General features: G+C 64.5%; 14 protein-coding genes. All 14 read right to left on the reverse strand.

The window, feature by feature from the left end:
* Nucleotides 1-3: 3 nt before the first annotated feature.
* Nucleotides 4-1,659, reverse strand: a complete 1,656-nt coding sequence (locus BTO02_RS11630) for a GMC family oxidoreductase (RefSeq protein WP_083615236.1) — start codon at nt 1,657-1,659, stop codon at nt 4-6.
* A 155-nt stretch (nt 1,660-1,814) separates the two neighbouring features.
* The gene (locus BTO02_RS11635; protein WP_374992368.1) at nt 1,815-2,252 is read right to left on the reverse strand and encodes a VOC family protein; all 438 of its coding nucleotides are present in this window, start codon (nt 2,250-2,252) and stop codon (nt 1,815-1,817) included.
* A gap of 155 nt (nt 2,253-2,407) precedes the next feature.
* Nucleotides 2,408-3,454, reverse strand: coding sequence for a LacI family DNA-binding transcriptional regulator (locus BTO02_RS11640; RefSeq protein WP_075157169.1), 1,047 nt, complete (start codon nt 3,452-3,454; stop codon nt 2,408-2,410).
* A 163-nt stretch (nt 3,455-3,617) separates the two neighbouring features.
* Nucleotides 3,618-4,427, reverse strand: a complete 810-nt coding sequence (locus BTO02_RS11645; RefSeq protein ID WP_075157170.1) for an NAD-dependent epimerase/dehydratase family protein — start codon at nt 4,425-4,427, stop codon at nt 3,618-3,620.
* 91 nt (nt 4,428-4,518) lie between these two features.
* Nucleotides 4,519-6,273 (reverse strand): IlvD/Edd family dehydratase, encoded by a 1,755-nt coding sequence (locus tag BTO02_RS11650; protein ID WP_075157171.1) that lies wholly within the window; start codon nt 6,271-6,273, stop codon nt 4,519-4,521.
* A gap of 191 nt (nt 6,274-6,464) precedes the next feature.
* On the reverse strand, nt 6,465-7,079 hold the full coding sequence (gene tssJ / locus BTO02_RS11655; RefSeq protein WP_075157172.1) for a type VI secretion system lipoprotein TssJ: 615 nt from the start codon (nt 7,077-7,079) through the stop codon (nt 6,465-6,467).
* A 55-nt stretch (nt 7,080-7,134) separates the two neighbouring features.
* Nucleotides 7,135-8,115 carry a type VI secretion system baseplate subunit TssG gene (gene tssG / locus BTO02_RS11660; protein WP_075158800.1) on the reverse strand — a complete coding sequence of 327 codons (981 nt, stop codon included), beginning with the start codon at nt 8,113-8,115 and terminating at the stop codon, nt 7,135-7,137.
* A gap of 89 nt (nt 8,116-8,204) precedes the next feature.
* On the reverse strand, nt 8,205-10,004 hold the full coding sequence (tssF, locus tag BTO02_RS11665; protein ID WP_075157173.1) for a type VI secretion system baseplate subunit TssF: 1,800 nt from the start codon (nt 10,002-10,004) through the stop codon (nt 8,205-8,207).
* Between the two features lie 43 nt (nt 10,005-10,047).
* On the reverse strand, nt 10,048-10,269 hold the full coding sequence (locus tag BTO02_RS11670; RefSeq protein ID WP_156883805.1) for a hypothetical protein: 222 nt from the start codon (nt 10,267-10,269) through the stop codon (nt 10,048-10,050).
* An 11-nt stretch (nt 10,270-10,280) separates the two neighbouring features.
* Nucleotides 10,281-11,384, reverse strand: coding sequence for a hypothetical protein (locus BTO02_RS11675; protein ID WP_156883806.1), 1,104 nt, complete (start codon nt 11,382-11,384; stop codon nt 10,281-10,283).
* Nucleotides 11,381-15,046, reverse strand: a complete 3,666-nt coding sequence (locus BTO02_RS11680; protein WP_232243338.1) for an ImcF-related family protein — start codon at nt 15,044-15,046, stop codon at nt 11,381-11,383. Before BTO02_RS11680 ends, BTO02_RS11675 begins: the two co-directional genes overlap by 4 nt.
* 1 nt (nt 15,047) lies before the next feature.
* Complete coding sequence (locus BTO02_RS11685) at nt 15,048-16,121, reverse strand: hypothetical protein (RefSeq protein ID WP_156883807.1); 1,074 nt, start codon at nt 16,119-16,121, stop codon at nt 15,048-15,050.
* 155 nt (nt 16,122-16,276) lie between these two features.
* Complete coding sequence (locus BTO02_RS11690; RefSeq protein ID WP_075157177.1) at nt 16,277-18,256, reverse strand: T6SS phospholipase effector Tle1-like catalytic domain-containing protein; 1,980 nt, start codon at nt 18,254-18,256, stop codon at nt 16,277-16,279.
* A 20-nt stretch (nt 18,257-18,276) separates the two neighbouring features.
* Nucleotides 18,277-18,795: a DUF3304 domain-containing protein gene (locus tag BTO02_RS11695; RefSeq protein ID WP_232243339.1), complete on the reverse strand. Its 519-nt coding sequence runs from the start codon at nt 18,793-18,795 to the stop codon at nt 18,277-18,279.
* Between the last annotated feature and the right edge of the window lie 88 nt (nt 18,796-18,883).

Consider the following 18,883-nt stretch of genomic DNA (forward strand, 5'->3'; position numbering starts at 1 on the left):
ATGTCAAAACCCGTGATCGGCCGCGAGCATCTGCGCGGCCCGCTCGCCGATCACGACGCACGGCGCCATCGTATTGCCGGTCGTGATGCGCGGCAGGATCGACGCATCGGCGATGCGCAACCGGTCGATGCCGTACACACGCATGCGCGTATCGACGACCGACATCGCGTCGTGGCCCATCTTCGCGGTACAGCTCTGATGCGAATGGCTGACCGTGCCGTTGCGCATGAACTGCTCGAGCGCCGCGTCGCCGACCGGTCCCGGCAGATACTCGCGCCCCGTGAAGGGCCGCAGCGGCGCCGAATTGCCGACGTCGCGGCAAAACTCGATGCAACGCCTGAGCGTGCGCAGATCGGCGGGGTCGGCGAGGAAGTTCGCGTCGATCGCGACCGGGTCGAGCGGATGCGCGCCCGTCAGACGCACGCGGCCGCGGCTCTCGGTGCGCAGCACCGCCGTCGTCAGCGACCAGCCGTGCACGGGCAGATCGCGGCCGGCCGCTTCGGGGCTCGCGTACGGCAGTTCCGTCAGAAACGTCTGGCAATCGGGCCGATCGCGCCGGTTGTCGCTTTTCCAGAGCGCGGTCATTTCACCGAGGTTATTGCGGCCGACGATCGGGCCGGCCGCCTCCCACACGCACGGCGCCATGAAGTGGTCCTGGAAATTGCGGCCGACGCCGGGCAGCGGCTGCTTGAGTTCGATGCCATGGCGGCGCAATTCCGCTTCGTCGCCTATACCCGATTGCATAAGCAGTTTCGGCGTCTGGATCGCACCGAGCGACAACACGACTTCACGCGTCGCACGCACGCGTTTCAGTTCGCCGTGGCGCAGATATTCGACGCCGGTCACCGCGGCGCCGTCGAACGTGAGCCGCGTCACGAGCGCCTGCGGCAGCACGACGAGATTCGACCGTGCGCCCGGCGACTGCAGAAACGGGTGCACATACGCGCGATACACGGACTGCCGGCGCCCCTCGCGCACGCACACGTTCGTGAACGCGGCGCCGCCGTCGCCTTCCATCATCGCGCCGTTATGATCGGCGACCGTCGGCACGCCGGCGCGCGCAAACGCTTCGAGGCCAGCGGCGGCGATCGGATGCGGATCGGGCGCCGGCTGCACGAACAGCGGACCGCCCTGCCCGCGCCGCCGCGAGTCCGGCTCGCCGTGCCAGTCTTCGATGCGGCGATAGATCGCGAGCACCGATTCATAGCTCCAGCCGTCGTCTTCGGTGGCTTTGGCGAGATCGTCCCAGTCCGCCTGATGCCCGCGCGCCCAGGCCATCACGTTGATGCTCGCGCCGCCGCCGAGCACCTTGCCCATCGCCATCGGAATCATGCGGCCGTTCAGATTCGCGTTCGGCGTCGCGCGAAATAGCCAGTTCTGCTCGCTGCGTCTGAGCATGGGCCACGCCGTGCTGTCGATGATCGCGGGGACCTCGTCCGTGCCGCCCGCTTCGAGCAGCAGCACGCGCAACTCCGGGTGCTCGGCGAGACGCCGCGCGACGACAGCGCCCGAACTGCCCGAACCGCAGACGATAAAGTCGAAGGTCGTGTCCGCGCCATGCACTTGCGCAGCGCGAGCGGACTGCGGGTCCGGCAGGGGAAACGCGGTTGAATCCGTTGAATCCGTTGAATCGGTGGTATCGGTAGAGGCGCTCGTCATCGTCATCTCGCATGGAGGCGGCATGCGATGTCGAGCGTACGCGCGCGACGCAACGGGACGATGCGAATTGCGAAGCACCGCACCGCTTCACGAATGCAAAGCCGTGCGGTGAAACAGCGTGAAGGAGATTTGAACGAGTCCGGCCGGGTCTGCCGTTACTTCGCGAACAGCGACGCCATATTGGCAAACGACTTGATCTCGACCGCATTGCCCGACGGATCGAGGAAGAACATCGTGGCCTGTTCGCCGACTTCGCCCTTGAAGCGGATATGCGGCTCGATGATGAACTTCGTGCCCGCCGCTTTCAGCTTGTCGGCCAGCGACTGCCATTGCTGCATCGACAGCACGACGCCGAAATGGCGCACCGGCACCGCATCGCCGTCGACGGCATTCGTCGCGCGGTGACCTGCTTCGTCGGGCGACAGATGCGCGACGATCTGGTGGCCGTAGAAATTGAAGTCGACCCACTCGGGCGAGCTGCGGCCTTCCGGGCAGCCGAGCAATTCGCCGTAGAACTCACGCGCGGCCGCGAGGCTATGGACCGGAAATGCGAGATGAAAAGGCGGCATCGCGCCTTGTGTCGTATCTGTCATCGAAATCTCTAACGCTATGGGGGAGGTTTGCTGGATGTTTCGCTGAAGGGGCCATTGAATGCAACGTAGTCTACTGATAAACGCAAACGCCTGAAAGCTCAATGATTTCGCGCTGAGCCTCAAAGTTTTCGATAACCGGGTCCGCCCCGCGCGGCCTACCCCTTGCGCAGCGGCCCCGTCGTGCCGCGCACGATCAGATCGGTCGGCACGATGTTCTGCGAACTGACGGGGCGCCCTTCGATACGCGCCAGCAGATAGTCGGCGCTGCGCGTGCCGATTTCGTCGGCGGCAAGGCGCATGGTCGTGAGCGGCGGCGTCGTGAAGCTCGATACCTCGATATCGTTGATCCCCGCGATCGACAGTTCGCCGGGCACCTCGATGCCCGCTTCATGCGCTGCAGCCAGTGCGCCGATCGCGAGCAGATCGGTGCCGCAAATCACGGCGGTCGGCCGCTCCGGACCTTGCATCAGCGCTTTCATCGCCATCTGCCCTTCGATGATCTTGTGCGGCATTTCGATCAGATGCTCGTGGCGCAGCTGCAGGCCGCGCGCTTGCAGCGCGGCGCGCACGCCGATAATGCGGTCCGCCGCGCGGTCGCTGTGCTGGGTCATCTGCGTGATCATGCCGAAGCGCGTGTGACCGAGGTCGAGCAGATAGTCGGCAAGACGCCGGCCGACCGCGACATTGTCGAAACCGACATACGGGTGGTCGCGGTCGACGGTCCAGCCGTTGACGAGCGGAATCTGCTCCTTCCCGATCAGTTCATAAAGCGCGGGCGAATGGCTGCGGCCAACCAGCATCAGGCCCGCGATGCCGTCCGCGATCAGCGCGCGCACCTGCTTGAGCTCGTCCTGCTGGTCGTAATACGAGCAGCCGAGCAGCAGCGTATAGCCGGCTTCGCCGATACGCTTTTGCAGCGCGAATACACCGAGCGCGAAGTTCTGGTTTTCGAGCGACGGAATCACCGCGCCGATCGTCTTCGAGCGTTGCGACGCCAGCGCGCGCGCCGCCGCATGCGGCGTATAGCCGAGTTGATCGGCAATATCGCGCACGCGCTGCCGCAAGTCGGCCGCGACCGTCGCGTTGCCGTTCAGCACGCGCGAGACGGTCGCCGTGGAAACGCCCGCGGCCCGGGCGACATCCAGTACGGAAATCGCATTCGATTTGCGGCGCGGCGCGCGCTTTTTTGTTTCTGCAGTCAACGTTGCACCCAGCCCGGTCTTGTCGTGCGGGGCGCACCCCGCGCCCCTACGAGCGGCATTTTATAGCGCGAATTTTGCAGTGCCGGATTGTGTAGCACGTCAGTTCACGAGTCGAAGATGGCGAATACGGTGCGATGCGCTTGTGCAGACCGACAATCGGATCTCAGTCGATGCGCTTCACGTCGCCGTCGAATTCGACAATGCAGCCGAAGCCGCCATGAAACAGCGCCTCGCGCGCATCTTCGCGCGCGCCGGCTGCCGCAATGCGTGCGGCGGCGCTCGCTTCGGCATCGTCTGCGGGCTCGTAACCGAGAAAACGCGCGTTCGCATTGCTCCAGCGGTTGCGCGCATTGTTCGATACGCCGTACACGATCACGAAGTGATAGTCGGGATAATCGATGCAGCGTTTCGTCAGCTGCACCATGTCGCGATGGCTGATCCACGTGTACAAATGGCGCGGCATGGTCGGCGTGTCGTCGGCGCGAAACGAGCCGATGCGCAGGCAGGCCACCGACATCGCGTGCTTGTCCGCATACAGCCTGCCGAGCGCTTCGCCGAACACCTTCGATACGCCATAGCGGCTGTCGGGGCGCGGCGCGACCGTATCGTCGATCATGCGGTCGCGCCGATGAAATCCGACCGCATGATTCGAGCTCGCGAAAATCACGCGTTTCACGCCCGCTTGCCGCGCCGCTTCGAACACGTTGTAGCAGCCGTCGATATTGATGTCGCGGATTTTCTCCCAGCTGTCTTCGTCGGGAATGCCGGCCAGATGCACGACGACGTCGACGCCCTGCATCGCGGGCAGCAGATCGGCGAGGCGCGTGATGTCCGTACTGACGATTTCCTCGCCGTCGCCGGCCGGCGCTTGCGGCGCGATGTCCGCGAGGCGCAGCCGATACTGGCCGCGCAAACCGGCACGCAATGCGCGGCCGATATGGCCCGCCGCGCCCGTGATCAGAACCCGTGTCATTCGCTTGTCTCCCTATGTTGCTGTGATGCCGCTGCGTCCATCGCGTCGTGCACGCGCCGCCGCCATTCGCCGCGGCGCTGCCGCTGTGCTATCAGGCCTTGTTGCCGCCGCCCGGCACCGTCGCGATCACTTTCGGCGCGCGCAGGAAATCGAAATCGCAGCCGTCGTCGGCCTGCATGATCGTCTCGAGGAACAGCTTCCGATAGCCGCGTGCTTCGGAATCGGCTGCGCGAGGCGGCAACGCGGCAAGGCGCGCGGCGATGTCGGCGTCGGACAGCAGCAGTTCGATCGAGCGCTGCGCCACCGACAGCCGGATGCGGTCGCCGCTGCGCACGATCGCAAGCGGTCCGCCGATCGCCGCTTCGGGCGTGACGTGCAGCACGATCGTGCCGGCCGCCGTGCCGCTCATACGGCCATCGGAAATGCGCACCATGTCCTTCACGCCCTCGCGCGCGAGCTTGCGCGGAATCGGGATATAGCCGGCCTCGGGCATGCCCGGCGCGCCGACCGGCCCGATGCGCTTGAGCACGAGCACGTCGTGCGCGCTCACGTCGAGCGCGGGGTCGTCGATGCGGTTGGCGAGGTCTTGCGCGTCTTCGAATACGACGGCCCGCCCTTCGTGCTCCATCAATTGCGGATTCGCGGCGGACTGCTTGATGATCGCGCCGCCGGGCGCGAGGTTGCCGCGCAGCACGGCGATGCCGCCTTGCGGATAGACCGGCTGCGCAAGCGGCCGGACGACATCCTGTTTGAACGGCGCGGGCGCCGCGTCGAGCTCCTCGCCGAGCGTGCGGCCCGTGACCGTCAGCGCGTCGAGGTGCAACAGATGCTTCATTTCGCGCATCACGGTGACGAGCCCGCCCGCGCGATGCAGGTCTTCCATGTAATGCTGGCCCGACGGCTTCAGGTCGACGAGCACCGGCGTTTCGCGCGCCATCCGGTCGAGCGAATCGAGGTCGATGCGGATGCCGAGGCGCCCCGCGATCGCGGTCAGGTGAATGATGCCGTTGGTCGACCCGCCGATCGCAAGCAGCACGCGCAGCGCGTTTTCGATCGCCTTCGGCGTCAGGATCTTTGCCGGCGTCAGGCCGGCCTTGATCATCGCGACTGCCTGCGTGCCCGTGCGCTCGGCGATGCGGATGCGGTCCGCGCTGACGGCCGGCGGCGACGCGCCGCCCGGCAGCATGATGCCCATCGCCTCGGCGATACAGGCCATCGTGCTTGCGGTGCCCATCACCGAACAGGTGCCGACCGTGGCGACGAGTTGCGTGTTCACCGCATCGATTTCGGCTTCGTCGATCTGGTCGCCGCGAAAGCTCGCCCAGAAGCGCCGGCAGTCGGTGCACGCGCCGACGCGCTCGCCGCGATGAGAACCCGTCAGCATCGCGCCCGTCACGAGCTGAATGGCGGGCACGCCGGCCGCGGCCGCGCCCATCAGCTGCGCGGGCACGGTCTTGTCGCAGCCGCCGATCAGCACCACCGCGTCCATCGGCTGCGCGCGGATCATCTCTTCCGTATCCATCGACATCAGATTGCGCAGATACATGCTGGTCGGGTGCGAAAAGCTTTCCGCGATCGAGATGGTCGGAAATTCGACCGGCAGGCCACCCGCCAGCTGCACGCCGCGCTTGATCGCCTCGATCAGCTGCGGCGCGTTGCCGTGACACGGGTTGTACGCGCTGCCCGTATTCGCGATTGCAACGATCGGACGCGACAGCGCGTCGTCCGTATAACCGGCGCCCTTGATGAAAGCGCGCCGCAAGAACAACGAAAAGCCTTCGTCGCCGTAGTTGGTCAGGCCTTTGCGCAGGCCCGTTTTCGCGTTGCCGTCTGAGTGGTCAGCCATGGGGGGAATGTCCTCGATCGGATGCCGCTTGTGCGGATGATTGACGTCGATTCTATCGGGGCTTATAGCCGACTTCAAGTAAGCGCTTTCTCAAACGATATTACCCGGCGCATCAAATGCCCGCCACGGCGCGCCGCATTGCCGCACTTGATGCGGGCGCGCCGCGCCCGTACCCTGCCTCCCCTGAACGCTCACCCGGGTCGTGTTCCGTATTCCGTCACCGCGGCTGGCTTTTGCCTCGGTGGATTCGGGACGCTCTGCTGCGGCGCGTGCCGCTTGACCGCTTCGTTTTTTGCGCCCGCCAGTTGCAGGGCGTTGGCGCGCACCTCGATCTTCACCGGGTCGGTCTGCTTCCACTGCTTCTTCGGTATTACGAGCTTCCAGGTCGAATCCTTGCCCGCATCGCGGAAAAACGCGACGACGCCGACATACTCCGTGCCGCTATTCATCGGTTCGGTGACGCTTGCGCTCGCATCGGGCCGTAGCACCACATCTCTCGTCGCCAGCAGATCGGGCCTTAGCGCCTCGAGATCGTTCGTCTGCAGTTGCATGTAGTCAAGCTGCTCGAACGCCTGCGGCGTCCTCAGCTGATAGATCCGCACCACGGTCGACAACGATTGCCCAGCGCCGTTCCGGTTCAATGACGACCGGCTGACGAGATCCAGGTTCATTGTCTTGATCTGCGTGGTGAACGCCCATTTCGCCGCGCCCACCGTGCTATCCGTCACCGCCTGTCCGACTCCGCATGCTGCGACGGTGAAGGTGGTGGCCAACGTCACTGCGCCGGTTCGAAGTGCCCGCATCATCCTGCTGATTCTCCAGGTGTTCCGTGTTCGTGAATTTCCGAAGTCGATGACTGCGTCAGTGCCCTGAGCGGTGCTGACCCGCTTGCCGGTCGCTGTCCCCTGTCCAGACGCCCAGTTGGACTCGCGTCACCGTGTTCGCTCGACCCGGTGCGAGCGGCTGCGGCAGCTGCGTTGTGTAGCCGAGGCTGACCTGATCGGAGTTCAGTACCTGCGCAGGCATCAGTTCCGGGCGCACGTGCATCTCCAGCTGCGCCTGCGCCTCGTAGCCGAGATAGAACCGCAGCAGCGCCATGACTTCGCGGTGATTGCCGTGCCCCGGCATCAGTCCAAGCACCGATTCGGGCGTCTGCGGAGTAATGACGACTCGAACCGAATTGCCTTGATCGTAAAAGCCACGTCCGAGCAGGCAGTGCTCGCCGAGAGCCGCAGGCTCGCCGTCTTCGACGTCGATCCATACCGGGTGGAATTCCTCGACGGCGATCCGCGCATCCGGCACCGCGTGTTGCAGTACCCCTGCGAGCCCTTCGGCCGTGCGCGTCTTCTGGCCGGCAAGCCCCAGCATCGACAACAGTTTTCGGGTGCCGACTGCCTCCCGGGTTGCCGGGCGGCCAATGCCCAGCCCCGCGAAGCTCAGCAGGTAACGCGAGACATCGTCCGTTCCCCCGCGGCGAAATCCCGCCGGGTAGCGGTACTTGCGCCAGACACGGTAGTACTGCGTGACGACGCGGTGATGGAACAGATCGAGGAAAGCCGACATCGGTTCGGCACCCTCGCGATTCTGCGCTACCTCGTCGACGAAATACGACGGCATGCGGGCATCGACGCCGTACAGTCCAAGAAACGTCGTGCGCACCGCGGGAGGCATCGCCCGGTTGTCCAGGTCGTATTCGACCGCATCGATCTCGCGGTTCGGAAAACCGAGGCGTGCACGCGAGCGAAAGCGCACCGGCTCGCTCGCGGGTGAATCGGTACTGCCGATCGGCGGACGATCGGGCGCCGCGAGTTCGATCAGTTCGCAGAAACGGAAGAAATTCATCTGCGTCGCGCTGGCCAGCAGCGCGGACAGTAGCGACCGCTCCGCGTAGGGGGCGAACTCCCGCCCGGCAAGGTTCACGCGCGGCCCGTTCAAAACGGCGCTCCTTCGCCTTTCGTGTCGGGCCACTCGATGCGCCGCCCGGCCGGTTGCGACACGATCACGAGCTTCGTGTAGAGGTTCAGCGTCGCATACAGCCCGAGGAAGCGGTTCAGCATGCCGCCGAACAGCTCCATATCGCCATCGCCCGCGAACTGGCCGCTGTCGAGCGTCACCTCGATCTCGACACCGCGCTGCAGCCCGCCTTTCACGAGCTTCTGCAGCAGCCGGTGCTGGACGTCGGTGATCGCATCGATCCGGCGTTTGTTCAGTTCACCGTCGGTCCAGTCGTACAGCGCCAGACTCCCGCGCAGAACTTCCGCATTGAGCAGTGACAGATAGTTCGGCGCCAGGTGCGACAGCACGCGCCACTGGAAGCGGTCGCCGGTCGGCGGGTAGACAGGAAGCGTCGGCGCGGTCAGATTCCGCACCGAGCCGATATTCGTGAAGCCGCCGCGCATGCGCGTGATACCGGCTTCGCGCAGCGCCTTGCGCGGCAGCATGCCATTGGTGCCGGTGACGGAGAGCGACAGCGTTTCCTTTGGCAGCGCGTTCTGCTGTTCCCATGCATGGCCGCCAAGGACAAGCCAGGTGTCAAACCGGCCGGACGGGCCGCGCCGCATGCGCGTATGGAAATACCGCTCCGGCATTTCGTGACGCAGCATGCCGCCGCGATGACGGAACGACGCGAACGGCGCGTATTCGAAACGCTGGCCCGATCCAGACTCGAAGCCCTGCACGGTGTCGACTGCGTACACCTCGACATGCTTGCCGCGCTGCTCGTGCGCATGCACGCGATATTCGGTCTCGAACTGAGTAGCGGTAATCGGGTCCGCCTCCAGCGCAAACAGGTTGATGATCGGCGTGCAGAACAGGCGCAGGTTGCCGGCGGAAAAACGCATGTCGTCCGGATACGGCTTCGCAAGCACGATTTCGACGTCGAAATATTCAGCGCCATGAGGAATTGCGCGCATGTCGAGACCGACCAGGTCCACAAACATGAATTTCTCTGGAAAGGTGAAATACTCGAGCAGCAACTGGTAACCACCGAACGCGTTGTCGGCCTTCGGCCACAGACGCTCGTCGGCGGCAAATCCGGCCGGTTCGATATGCAGGCCCCGCATCGCCTGAGGCGCGCCGGGGCGGTCCTCCGGATGGCCCGGAACACGCACCTGCACGGCCAGCGGATCGGCCGTGAGCGCAGCGTACAGGGTCAGCGCCACCGGCCGGTCGGCATGCAGATACAGCCGCAAGCGCGGCACCTCGAGCTGTTCGCGCCGCGCTTGCGGCTGCAGTTCGAGCCGCACACGGATCACCGAGCGCCCGTCCTCGCGCGCGTACGCGTCCGCTTCGCTCAGGCGCAGCGGATAAAGGTCGACTGCCTGGGTCGTCCGGTAGTCGCATTCGATGCCCTCGTCTCCGACCGGGTCCGAGATCACCTCGAGTCCCGGCGCGAGCGTTTCATGCCGCTGCAGCGCACCGGCCACCGGCTGCAATTCCAGAATCGAGAGCGACGGAATCATGCGCAGATAATGCGGCCAAAGCATGCTGACCAGTCCCTCGGTCAGCTCGGGCAGCTCATCGTCCAGTTTGTGGCGAAGCCTCCCCATGAGGAACGCGAACCCTTCGAACAGTCGCTCGACATGCGGATCGCGCTCGCCGATACGGTCGATATTGAGCATGCGGGCGCGATCCGGAAACGCTTGCGCGAACTCTTTGCCCGCTTCACGCAGGTAGCGCATCTCCGCATCGTAGTAGCGCAGGATCTCGTGGTCTTTCGTCGGGCTGCTCATCGGCCTGGCCTCAGGTGGTGCTCGTGGTCGTACAGGCGCGCGTTCATGCAATCGCAACCGCGCGTGCCGGATCGATTGCGGTCAACTCGCCCGTCGGAACGTCGATGGGCCGCGCGAGCGCGGACTTGTCCGCGTCCTTGCGGTTTGCGCCGATTGAGCGGGCGGCGTCGCCGATGGGCGCACGCCGGTCATCGCGGCGGCCCTGCATCGAACGGGCAAGACCGGAGGGCGCGCGTGCGCCGGACGGCGCATTGAAGAGATTCATGAACATGTGGGTCAATGATTGCCCGAGGCCGATGCGCCAAGCCGGTCGGCACGGATCAGCGTCGGCGCAATGAAGATCAGCTTTCGCAACGAAAATTGCGGACCGTGCGCCTGCATCCGCAGGTGGCCGCGACGCCAGTGAGGCGCAACTTCGCCGGAACCATACTGGATCGCCTGGGTCGGGCCCACGATGATCCTGTTGTAGCGACTGGCCAGTCGCCGCTCCAGTTTCGAAACTTTTTTCCCGCCCGCGCGCGCGAGCCGCGCGGCCGTTTCGTCCCGGCGCAATTCATCGGTGCGGATCGCGCCTGGCGTCTGCAGGTAGAGCAGTACCTTGGTGCACATCTGCACCATGGCCACCGCCGTGGCGGCGTTGCCGTCGCGAGGGGCGGCATTTAACGCGTGATCGACCAGTGAATCGCGCTCGTCGGTGAAACAGAGCTGTAGTGCGTAAGGCAGATCCTGAGGATTCCCTGGCGCACTGCCGACCGCGAGAAAAACGATATCGCGACGCTCGTCCACGCAAGTTTCGAAAATATAGATGCCGGTGGTCGTGCACGGACGATCGAGGGTGGACCACAGGGTTGGATCGACTGCCGCCGCCATCTGCGGACCAAAGCGCAGAAAAACGGCCGGCACCGGAAGTCGGAAGAGCGACGCGGGCACGTCCTCGCCGATATCGGTCTGCGCGAGCCAGGTCTGCAACGCGGCAGTGGGTTCGATCACCGCATGCGGCCTCACCTGGTAGAGCGCCGCTGCCGAGGCAAGCAGAACCGGTCGTTGCACTTCATCCTGCGTCATGGTTCGCAGGAACTGCGGATTGTTGATACGCATGGCCTCGACCAGCAGTTCCATTGCGGCACTCCCGGCGCCGGGAGGCCCATAGGCGCGGTCCGGTCGCAAATGCCATCGCTCGTACCGCTCGCCGTCACGGCGTGCAAGGACCTTTGCCCATGCCTCCCAGGCCTGCACCAGACCGACGCTGGCAGCCCGCACAGGCGGCAGTTCACGGCTGGTGGTGCGCGTCCTGGCTGTTGCCACGAGAAATTCCCTTGCGCGCAGATCCAGTTCGCGCGCAAGCAGGTCGGGGCTCGTCGTGTTCTGTCCGGATTTCATAGCGGTCTCTGCCCTCCTGGCAGCGGTGTTTCGGCGTGCCTCGCCGCATCGAGCATTGCCTTCGGAAGAGGCGGAGGCCCATCCATTTGCGCGGTCTTTTTCGTGCCCTGCACGACGCCCGGCCGTTTCACGATGAAAATTCGCGCTGGCAGCACAAAGCCCCTGAGCGCAAGCAGTTCCAGCGGACCCTTGCCCACATCGGTGCGCATCATGTAGCTCAACGGATACGCAAGGTCGGTCGAGGCCGGTGTCAGCGCTGCGTGACTGGCCAGGCTATCTGCGTCTTCGGCGTCGGCTTCGGCTTCGTCTTCGCCGCCGCCGCCGCTGCCGTCCGCCCGGCGCGCGACACCCGACTCGCCCGTTGCCGAGGCACTCGCCGCCTGCGCAAGCTTCACGGCCGGAGTATCCGGCGCGGCCTGCCAGGTCAACTGGTACGTCGCGTCGTCGAGCGCCTCGACCCGAGCCCGCTCCAGCATCCGTACGAGCCCCCAGCGACCACTGAACTCGAAGCTCTTGTTCGTGCCGGCTTTCTCCGTCTGCCATTGCAACCGGGTGCCAAGGCTTTGCGGGTCATTCGATGGCCACGTCATCGCGCGCCATGTCTCCTGCTGGTTGAAGTAATGCAGCTTCTGGCCATCGAGCGTCAGCAACGTATCCGTTACGCCAGGCGTGGGCACCGGTTTGAACTCGAACCTGTATTGCGGCTCGCCCTGCGCGAGCAGATGCCCGGCGATGCGCTGGAGCGTATTCAACGCCTTGAGGAAGGCCGGATCGACGGCCAACTTCGCACCCGTCGACACCGGTACCCACCGATCGCCCTGCAGTTCGAGCACTCCCGCGAGCTGGGTGCTCAGGAACGCCGCGATCAACCCGCCCTGCGGCCGCAGAAAGCGCGCGAGTTCGGGCAGCGAGGCATCGTTGTCAGTATTGGCAAACGGATAGCGCCCGGCGAACGACCGGTTCCATGTTGCCGCGATGGCTTGTCGCCATGCGTCGTTCAGGCTTGCCTGCGCCGGCTGCACAACGGTCTGCGTGGCCTGCACGACAGGCTGCACGAAAAGTGCGTCTCCCATACCCGCCCATTGCGCGCCGAGGCCGGCGGCGATCAGTTGCGCGTAGGCCTGCGTGTCGGCCAGCTCCGAGCCTTTGCCCTGAAACAGCGACTGCGCGATCTGCTTCGCCTGAGCATCGGCATCGGCGCTGTCGCTGATCCGCTGCAGCCTCAGGCGCAGGGTGGTCACACGCTCCATGAAGCGTTGCAGGCTCAAATCGCTGTTCGTCCCCGCGCCGGCCTCGCCGTTGCCATTGCCCTGGGCAACGAGCCGCATGACGGGACCGAACGATGCGCCAAGCGGACCGGCAGAATCGGGTTTGGCCGTTTGGGGCCCCTCGACCTTGCCGACGAACATGTTCTGCGCTTTCGTTACCAGCGCGTCGGACAAGGACTCCTTCAACGCTCCGGCGCCGCCCTGGTATTCGAGCGATTTCATCAGCGCGATCACGGGGGACTGCCGTGCGTCGGCCATCAGCTTCAGTTGTTCGATCGCGGTTGGAAGCGTCGGCGCGGGTTCCCACTGCAGGGTGTTCATGAAACCCTGCCAGTGGTCCGCGTAGTCGGCAAAATACCGGCTGGTCAGCTCCTGCTTCAGAGCGTCTGCCGACTGTGGCGATCGTGCCGATTGTGCCGATCGCTGCCGGCCACCCTGGCCGGTGTCGAGCACCCAATCGGCCGCCACTTCGCTGCGCGTTGCGGCATCGTCGATTGCCGCCGCGATGGTGCCCTCGTAGGCCTGCCGCGTGAAGGGGCCTGGGACCGTCGCCGCTGAACGAAAAAGCCCGCGGGTGTCGGTGCCCGCGGTCAGCGACGACAGAGTCTGGACAGGATATCTGTTGCCGACCGAATCGAGGATGCCCTGATAGATCGTGTCTTCGGAGTTCCTGACGCCGATCACGGCGAGCAGTGTCTGCCGCGAGGCGTTGACCATTTCCTCGCGCGGCTGGATGCGCCAGTCGTCGTGCACCGGCAGATGCCGGGCATAAAAATCGAGCAGACGCCCGGACAGGTCGAGTTTTTCGCCAGCAGGCAGATTCGCATTCGTGCTCCAGTAACGCATGAGCAGCGGCATCATGAACCCGGCGTCCGCGCGTTTTGGCTGCGCCATCATCAGATAAGTCTTGAGCGCCTTGTGCCCTTCGAGTGCGAGCCGGTTGGTCTGGTCGTCGATCTGCGTGGCCTGCATCTGTCCGAGATCCACCAGTTCGGCCTCGATGTTTTGCTGGACCGGCGTGACGAGTGCGCGTCGACTCGCCCGCGCGTAAGGTGTCCAGAGCGCGGAGAGCATTTCGGCGTCGTGGTTCAGTCCGAAGCGGGTCAGCAGTGGCGCGTGGTGCTCCGTTCGGCCTTCGTGCAGATCGATTCGATGCTGAAGCTCAAGCAGCGCGCGCAATTGCACGGCCGGATCGGTGGCCGTATCCAGTGCCTGAATGGCCCGCTTCGTGACCTGCAGTTCGCGCGCATTCGACAACCCGGAGATCAGCATGCCGGTACTCCACAAGCCGATGACGGACAGGGCCACGATCGCGAACACACGCTCCGGATGCGAGCCGGTCCGTCGGCCCGGCCCTGATCGTGCGGCCTTGCCGATGTGCTGCCAGAGCGGCAAATCGGCGCTGGTCGTGCCGTCGTCAGCGCGGCTCGCGGCCGCGGGATACGGGGCAAAGAAGACGCCGTCGATAGTTCGATGACGTTGCCGGTCGCCCATTGCGGCGATCCATCCGGCCAAGGGCGTACTGCGCGTATCGAGGCGCTCCGACAATTGCGCCGCATAGCGGTTGCGGCCATTGCGACCCAGTTGCGCGACGCTGCGATCGGCGAGCTGGTGACGCAACGTCAGCAGCGCGGCTTCGATCGAGTCGGCATCCGCCCTGCGCGGAAACTCGCAGCCGACCACCGCAGTCGTGCCGTTTGCGACCCGGTCGGTCTGCGCCGCGTCAAGCATGTAGACTGGCGCGGCCCAATGCAGTGCGCCGGCGATACTCGCAAGATTGAGGTTGCACGCACCGGCACCACGACGTTGCGCGGGCAGCGCCGCAGTGCCGTCGAGCGTCAGCACGACGGCATCGACCGGTCGGCGGCGGCGCAGTTTATAGATTTGCTTCAGCCAGTGTTCGTCGGGCCGGCCATCCGGACCGGCTCTGCTCCATAGCAGCACGGCGTCGCCGGTGACGAGCCAGCGTCGTTCGGCCAGCTCGGGCAACAATCGGCCAATCACAGCGTCATCGCCGGTGAGAAGCAGCCACGGACGATCGTACGCCCAGCCCAATCGACGGGATTGCCGTAGCTCGAAGCGCAAATCGCGCGCATGGTCGATTGCCTGGGCCGCATGCGTTTTCGCTGCCTGAGCAGCGTTATCGACAGCTTCAGGCGGCTCAATCCCTTGCCCCTTTGAATCCCGCCGCATGCGAAGCTCGAGTTGCGCGCGCCTGGGCAACGCATACGCAAGCAGCCCCAGCACGACTGCGCCAACAGCGATGAGCGGCAGCCGATTGCGGTCGAGCCACGCGTACAGATCCTGCGACTCCACGGTCAGAAACACGAAAGCAGCGAGGATGGTCGCCACGGCAGTGAGCATCAGCCACCGCCCCAGAACATATTTCTTCAATTCAGTTGTCCTCGAATTCCCCAGGTGCGACCACGCACAGTCGTGCCGGCTGCGCACCGGCTTGACGACAGGCGATCAGCTGCGAGTCTCGAATCGATTCGCCCGCTTCCAGTGCGAGGGAAAGCGCAATCCACCCGCTGACCGGCCCTGGCAAGCCGATAAAACTATCTACCAGGCGTTCGACAATCCGGGTTTCGGGCGAACTGAGCGACGCCGTGGTCGCAACCTCGAAAGCGTCGCCACAGCCGGTGAACCAGACGTGCGTCAGCCTTTCTGTCGTCAACTGCATCTCCATGAGCTGCGCCAGATCGGCTTTCAGCGTCTCGTCGCCGGTCGTCATCGGGCGCAATACATAGCCTGCGGCAGGCGCGATCGGCGCGCCCTCTCTTCCGTACCCGTTGGCGCGCGACCCGAACAGGATCGCCGCGGCGCCCTCGCTAAAGGCTTGACCGCCATCGCCCGACCAGAGCTGGGCGGCCACGATCAGCCTGGCCGGCAGTTCGTCCACGTCGATGTACTGCTCGATCCATTCCGCGCAGTCCGTGGCCGTCGCCATGTCGACCTCGAATTCGACGCCCGGCACCGTCCTTTCGAACATTCGCCTGGCTTCTGCCTGCCACGCTGCCTCTTCGGCGAGCGATGCCTCGTCGAGGATCAGCGTCAACGTAAATTCTCGACATGCCGACAGCCTGTCCTCGAATCTTGCGGCGATACGGGCGAGGAGCGCCGAGCGCCGTTCTGCCGCTGTCTTGCCCTTTGCCCAGTCGAAGCCCGTAGCCCGGTTGGTGTTGACCGGCAACATTGCATCGCGATCGCGCAGCGAGGCGGCATCGATAGATCGAGGCAGGAACGCCGCGGCGTGAACCACCGGAAGACAACGGCGGCACCAGTCACGCCAGAGCGATTCCAGCCGCTGCTTCTCGCGCTCGCTCTCTTCGGCGATCAGCTGTTGCTGCTCCCACGCGTTCAGCCTCCAGCCGAATAGCAGGCCGCACGCGCATACCGGCGCGCCGATCAGTAGCGCCCAGAACGCCGTTGTGTGGGTCGACCTGTCGTGCGGCCACATCGTCAACACGGCTGCGGCTGTCGCAGCCGCCACGACAAGGAGAGCGGGTAGCCACACGCGCGCCGAAACCGGTTGCGGACGCTCGATCGTCGCGAGCGTCGGGATGGGCCAGGACATGGGCGGGTCACAGAAAGTCCGGATACAGGGCGGGTATTGCCATGACGCTACAGGGCCCTTCCACTGAATGCATCGCCGATCCCATATCCCTTGCTATCGATCAGATTCTGCATCTCGATGCGCTGCAATTGCGTATCGGCGATGACGACCTTGTAGGTGCGCGCCTTAGCGAAGCCCGTATAGAAGCGCCGGTAGCGCAGATAGCCTTCCGGCTCCCACGAACCGGGCAAGAGCTTGCGGCAACCCACGAGCCATAGCCGGAACTGATGATCGTATGGCCGGAAACCCGCGTATGAATCATGCGCGTACGTGGAGAACAGATCCGCTTCGGCCTCCGAGACCGTGGGATGACTTCTCAGGCGTCGCAGCACATCGTCCGCTTCCGGCGCGAGCTTCCGCAATTTCGACACGGTGGATTCGGGAAGCGCACGCCGATGCAGGTCAGCCAGCAGAGGATTACCGCGCTCGAATGTTTGAACAATCGCCTTGCCGGCCTCATACGCAGCCGATCCGGCTCGCTCGAGCAGGCCCGTGTCGAGTGCGGCAATATCGCTTAGCAGCGTCTGGTTGGCCCCGGCCAGATCGTCCATATCGCGCTTGCTCAGGGAATGGACGCGGCTCGCCCATGGGAGTTGCGTGTAGGTGTCACGCACCTGGTATCGCCACGCAAGGTAGACGATCAGCCAGTCTGCCGGCTGGCGGGCACTGGGCGAACAGGCGGCGTGGAAGCGGGCGTAGGCCTGGCGCAGACCATCGTCGACCTGAAACGGGTTGTAGCCGCCGCCCGCTTGCTTTACGGCCAGGTCGATTCTCAGAGGCACTTTGGCCGCCTGCGCGGCCTTGAACATGTATTCCAGCGGAAGCTGCGACAGCTTCTCGCTGCTGAGCAGGTTCTTCGATGACGAAATGGGCAGGCGACCCCGTCCCTGTTCGTTCACCGCGTAGCCGCCACCCACGTCCGAGTGCATACCGGGAAACGCGTATTCGTGGCAGTTATCGGGAAGGCCGTTGTTGACCAGCACCCGGTCCAGCGGAAATGAAGGGCGATTCTCGTGCATCGCCACGAAATGCACACAGTTCTTTATCCGCCCGGGGATGCGGAGGTATTGTTCGCTGCCCCAGCCCGCATGGCCGTTCGTGAGGTCATACGTCATGCTGGAGTTGTTCGGCAGCCCGACCGACGCAACGGTGTCGAACAGGCCGAGGAAGCGGATCGTCGCCCGCACGCCGCACAGCATGTCGCCCTCAAACAGTTCGTTCAGCCAGTTGCAAAACACCCTGGCCTCCGCCGCACCGCGCGAGAAGCCGAATGCATCGATGAAGATCTCGACCGGTCTGGACTTGTCAGGGGAACTGATCATAGCGGCAATCCGTTGCGCCTCGCGCTTGTAGAACGCCTTCGCATGTTGACGGTTGCCGGTCAGAGCGTCCATCAGCAGGCCGCCGGTTGTACGCATGCTCACCTTGCCCAGCGCCGTTTCGTCCGCTGCGCCGCCGACCAGGCTGCTCCGTGTGTCGGTCCTGGGATTGTAGGTGCGGATACCGTTGCGGCAGAGGGCCATTACAACGGGGTCGACGTATGCTAAAAGGTCATTGGGCGACGCAACGCGATGGATCGAGTTGAGTACCGACAGCAGGCCGAAATTGATCCGCCCATCGCCACCGCCGCCGAATGCCATACCGGTCGTCGCGGGGACATCTTCGCCAATGGGTTTGAACGGCGTGCCCACGCCGCTAACGTAGATACGGAAGTAGCCCCCATCGGGGTCATCGGGATAGGCGAAGAACAGCCGCGCGACATTGCTTTCCTTCCGGCGTTGCAATTGCGTTTCGCTGCCGTCGTGGCAAGCGTCCCCGTCGTCCCAGTCCTTGTTGTTACCTGTGCCATCGAAGAACAGGCCGATGTGAACCACGATTTCGCAATGCTCGGTGCGCGGGATCACCGAGGGCAGTACCGGCACGATACCCGGCGTAGGTCCAAGCGGATGGATCGCGACGGGAATTTCCTGTTCGGGCAGTGTTGTCATGGTGTCCTTCCTTTCCCGGCCTACTCAAAACTTTTCTTGCAGTGGACGAACGGGGGATAGTCGTCCCACGGATGCTTCTTCGGAATCGGATCTTTCACCGGGTGCCTCGAGCCTGGCGCGTTGGCTTTCGCCGCACCGTAAGCGGATGACACCACCCGCACCTTGCCGTCAGCCAGAAAATGCACCCACATGTGGTCAGGCTCATCGTACTTTTCCACCGGCACCACGGCCTCGTATTCGTCGCCCTTGCAGTCACGCCAGTTCGTGACGTTCCAGCGCACCGTCACTCTTGTATCCGGATGCCATTTGTACGGCAGCATCACGCAACACACGGTGGTGCCACCCTTGCCCGCCTGGGCACCGCTCGTGCCGTCGACCGAAAACTCCTGCACACTCAGGTGATCGGCAAGGTGATCGATGCCTGTCAAAGTGACGGGCATTCCGTCTTCGGCAGGGTCGTGTTGCCGGCATGCGGCAATACCCATGCACAGCACCAGCAGCAGTCCTGTACACAGGCGAAACAGGTTCTGGTGTTTCATACGCGATCCTCCCCGTGCGCGTCCTGCGCGCCGTTCGACAGCGTGACTGGCGTTGGACCAAGCGGATCGATCGCGACGGGAATTTTCT

The sequence above is a fragment of the Paraburkholderia sp. SOS3 genome (genome assembly GCF_001922345.1).
Taxonomy (GTDB): domain Bacteria; phylum Pseudomonadota; class Gammaproteobacteria; order Burkholderiales; family Burkholderiaceae; genus Paraburkholderia.

Bases quoted from the DNA above. Each gene is read 5' to 3' on its own strand.
- BTO02_RS11630 (WP_083615236.1), bottom strand. From the start codon at position 1,659: ATGACGAGCGCCTCTACCGATACCACCGATTCAACGGATTCAACGGAT.
- BTO02_RS11635 (WP_374992368.1), bottom strand. From the start codon at position 2,252: ATGACAGATACGACACAAGGCGCGATGCCGCCTTTTCATCTCGCATTT.
- BTO02_RS11645 (WP_075157170.1), bottom strand. From the start codon at position 4,427: ATGACACGGGTTCTGATCACGGGCGCGGCGGGCCATATCGGCCGCGCA.
- BTO02_RS11650 (WP_075157171.1), bottom strand. From the start codon at position 6,273: ATGGCTGACCACTCAGACGGCAACGCGAAAACGGGCCTGCGCAAAGGC.
- tssJ (WP_075157172.1), bottom strand. From the start codon at position 7,079: ATGATGCGGGCACTTCGAACCGGCGCAGTGACGTTGGCCACCACCTTC.
- tssG (WP_075158800.1), bottom strand. From the start codon at position 8,115: ATGAATTTCTTCCGTTTCTGCGAACTGATCGAACTCGCGGCGCCCGAT.
- tssF (WP_075157173.1), bottom strand. From the start codon at position 10,004: ATGAGCAGCCCGACGAAAGACCACGAGATCCTGCGCTACTACGATGCG.
- BTO02_RS11670 (WP_156883805.1), bottom strand. From the start codon at position 10,269: ATGAATCTCTTCAATGCGCCGTCCGGCGCACGCGCGCCCTCCGGTCTT.
- BTO02_RS11675 (WP_156883806.1), bottom strand. From the start codon at position 11,384: ATGAAATCCGGACAGAACACGACGAGCCCCGACCTGCTTGCGCGCGAA.
- BTO02_RS11690 (WP_075157177.1), bottom strand. From the start codon at position 18,256: ATGACAACACTGCCCGAACAGGAAATTCCCGTCGCGATCCATCCGCTT.
- BTO02_RS11695 (WP_232243339.1), bottom strand. From the start codon at position 18,795: ATGAAACACCAGAACCTGTTTCGCCTGTGTACAGGACTGCTGCTGGTG.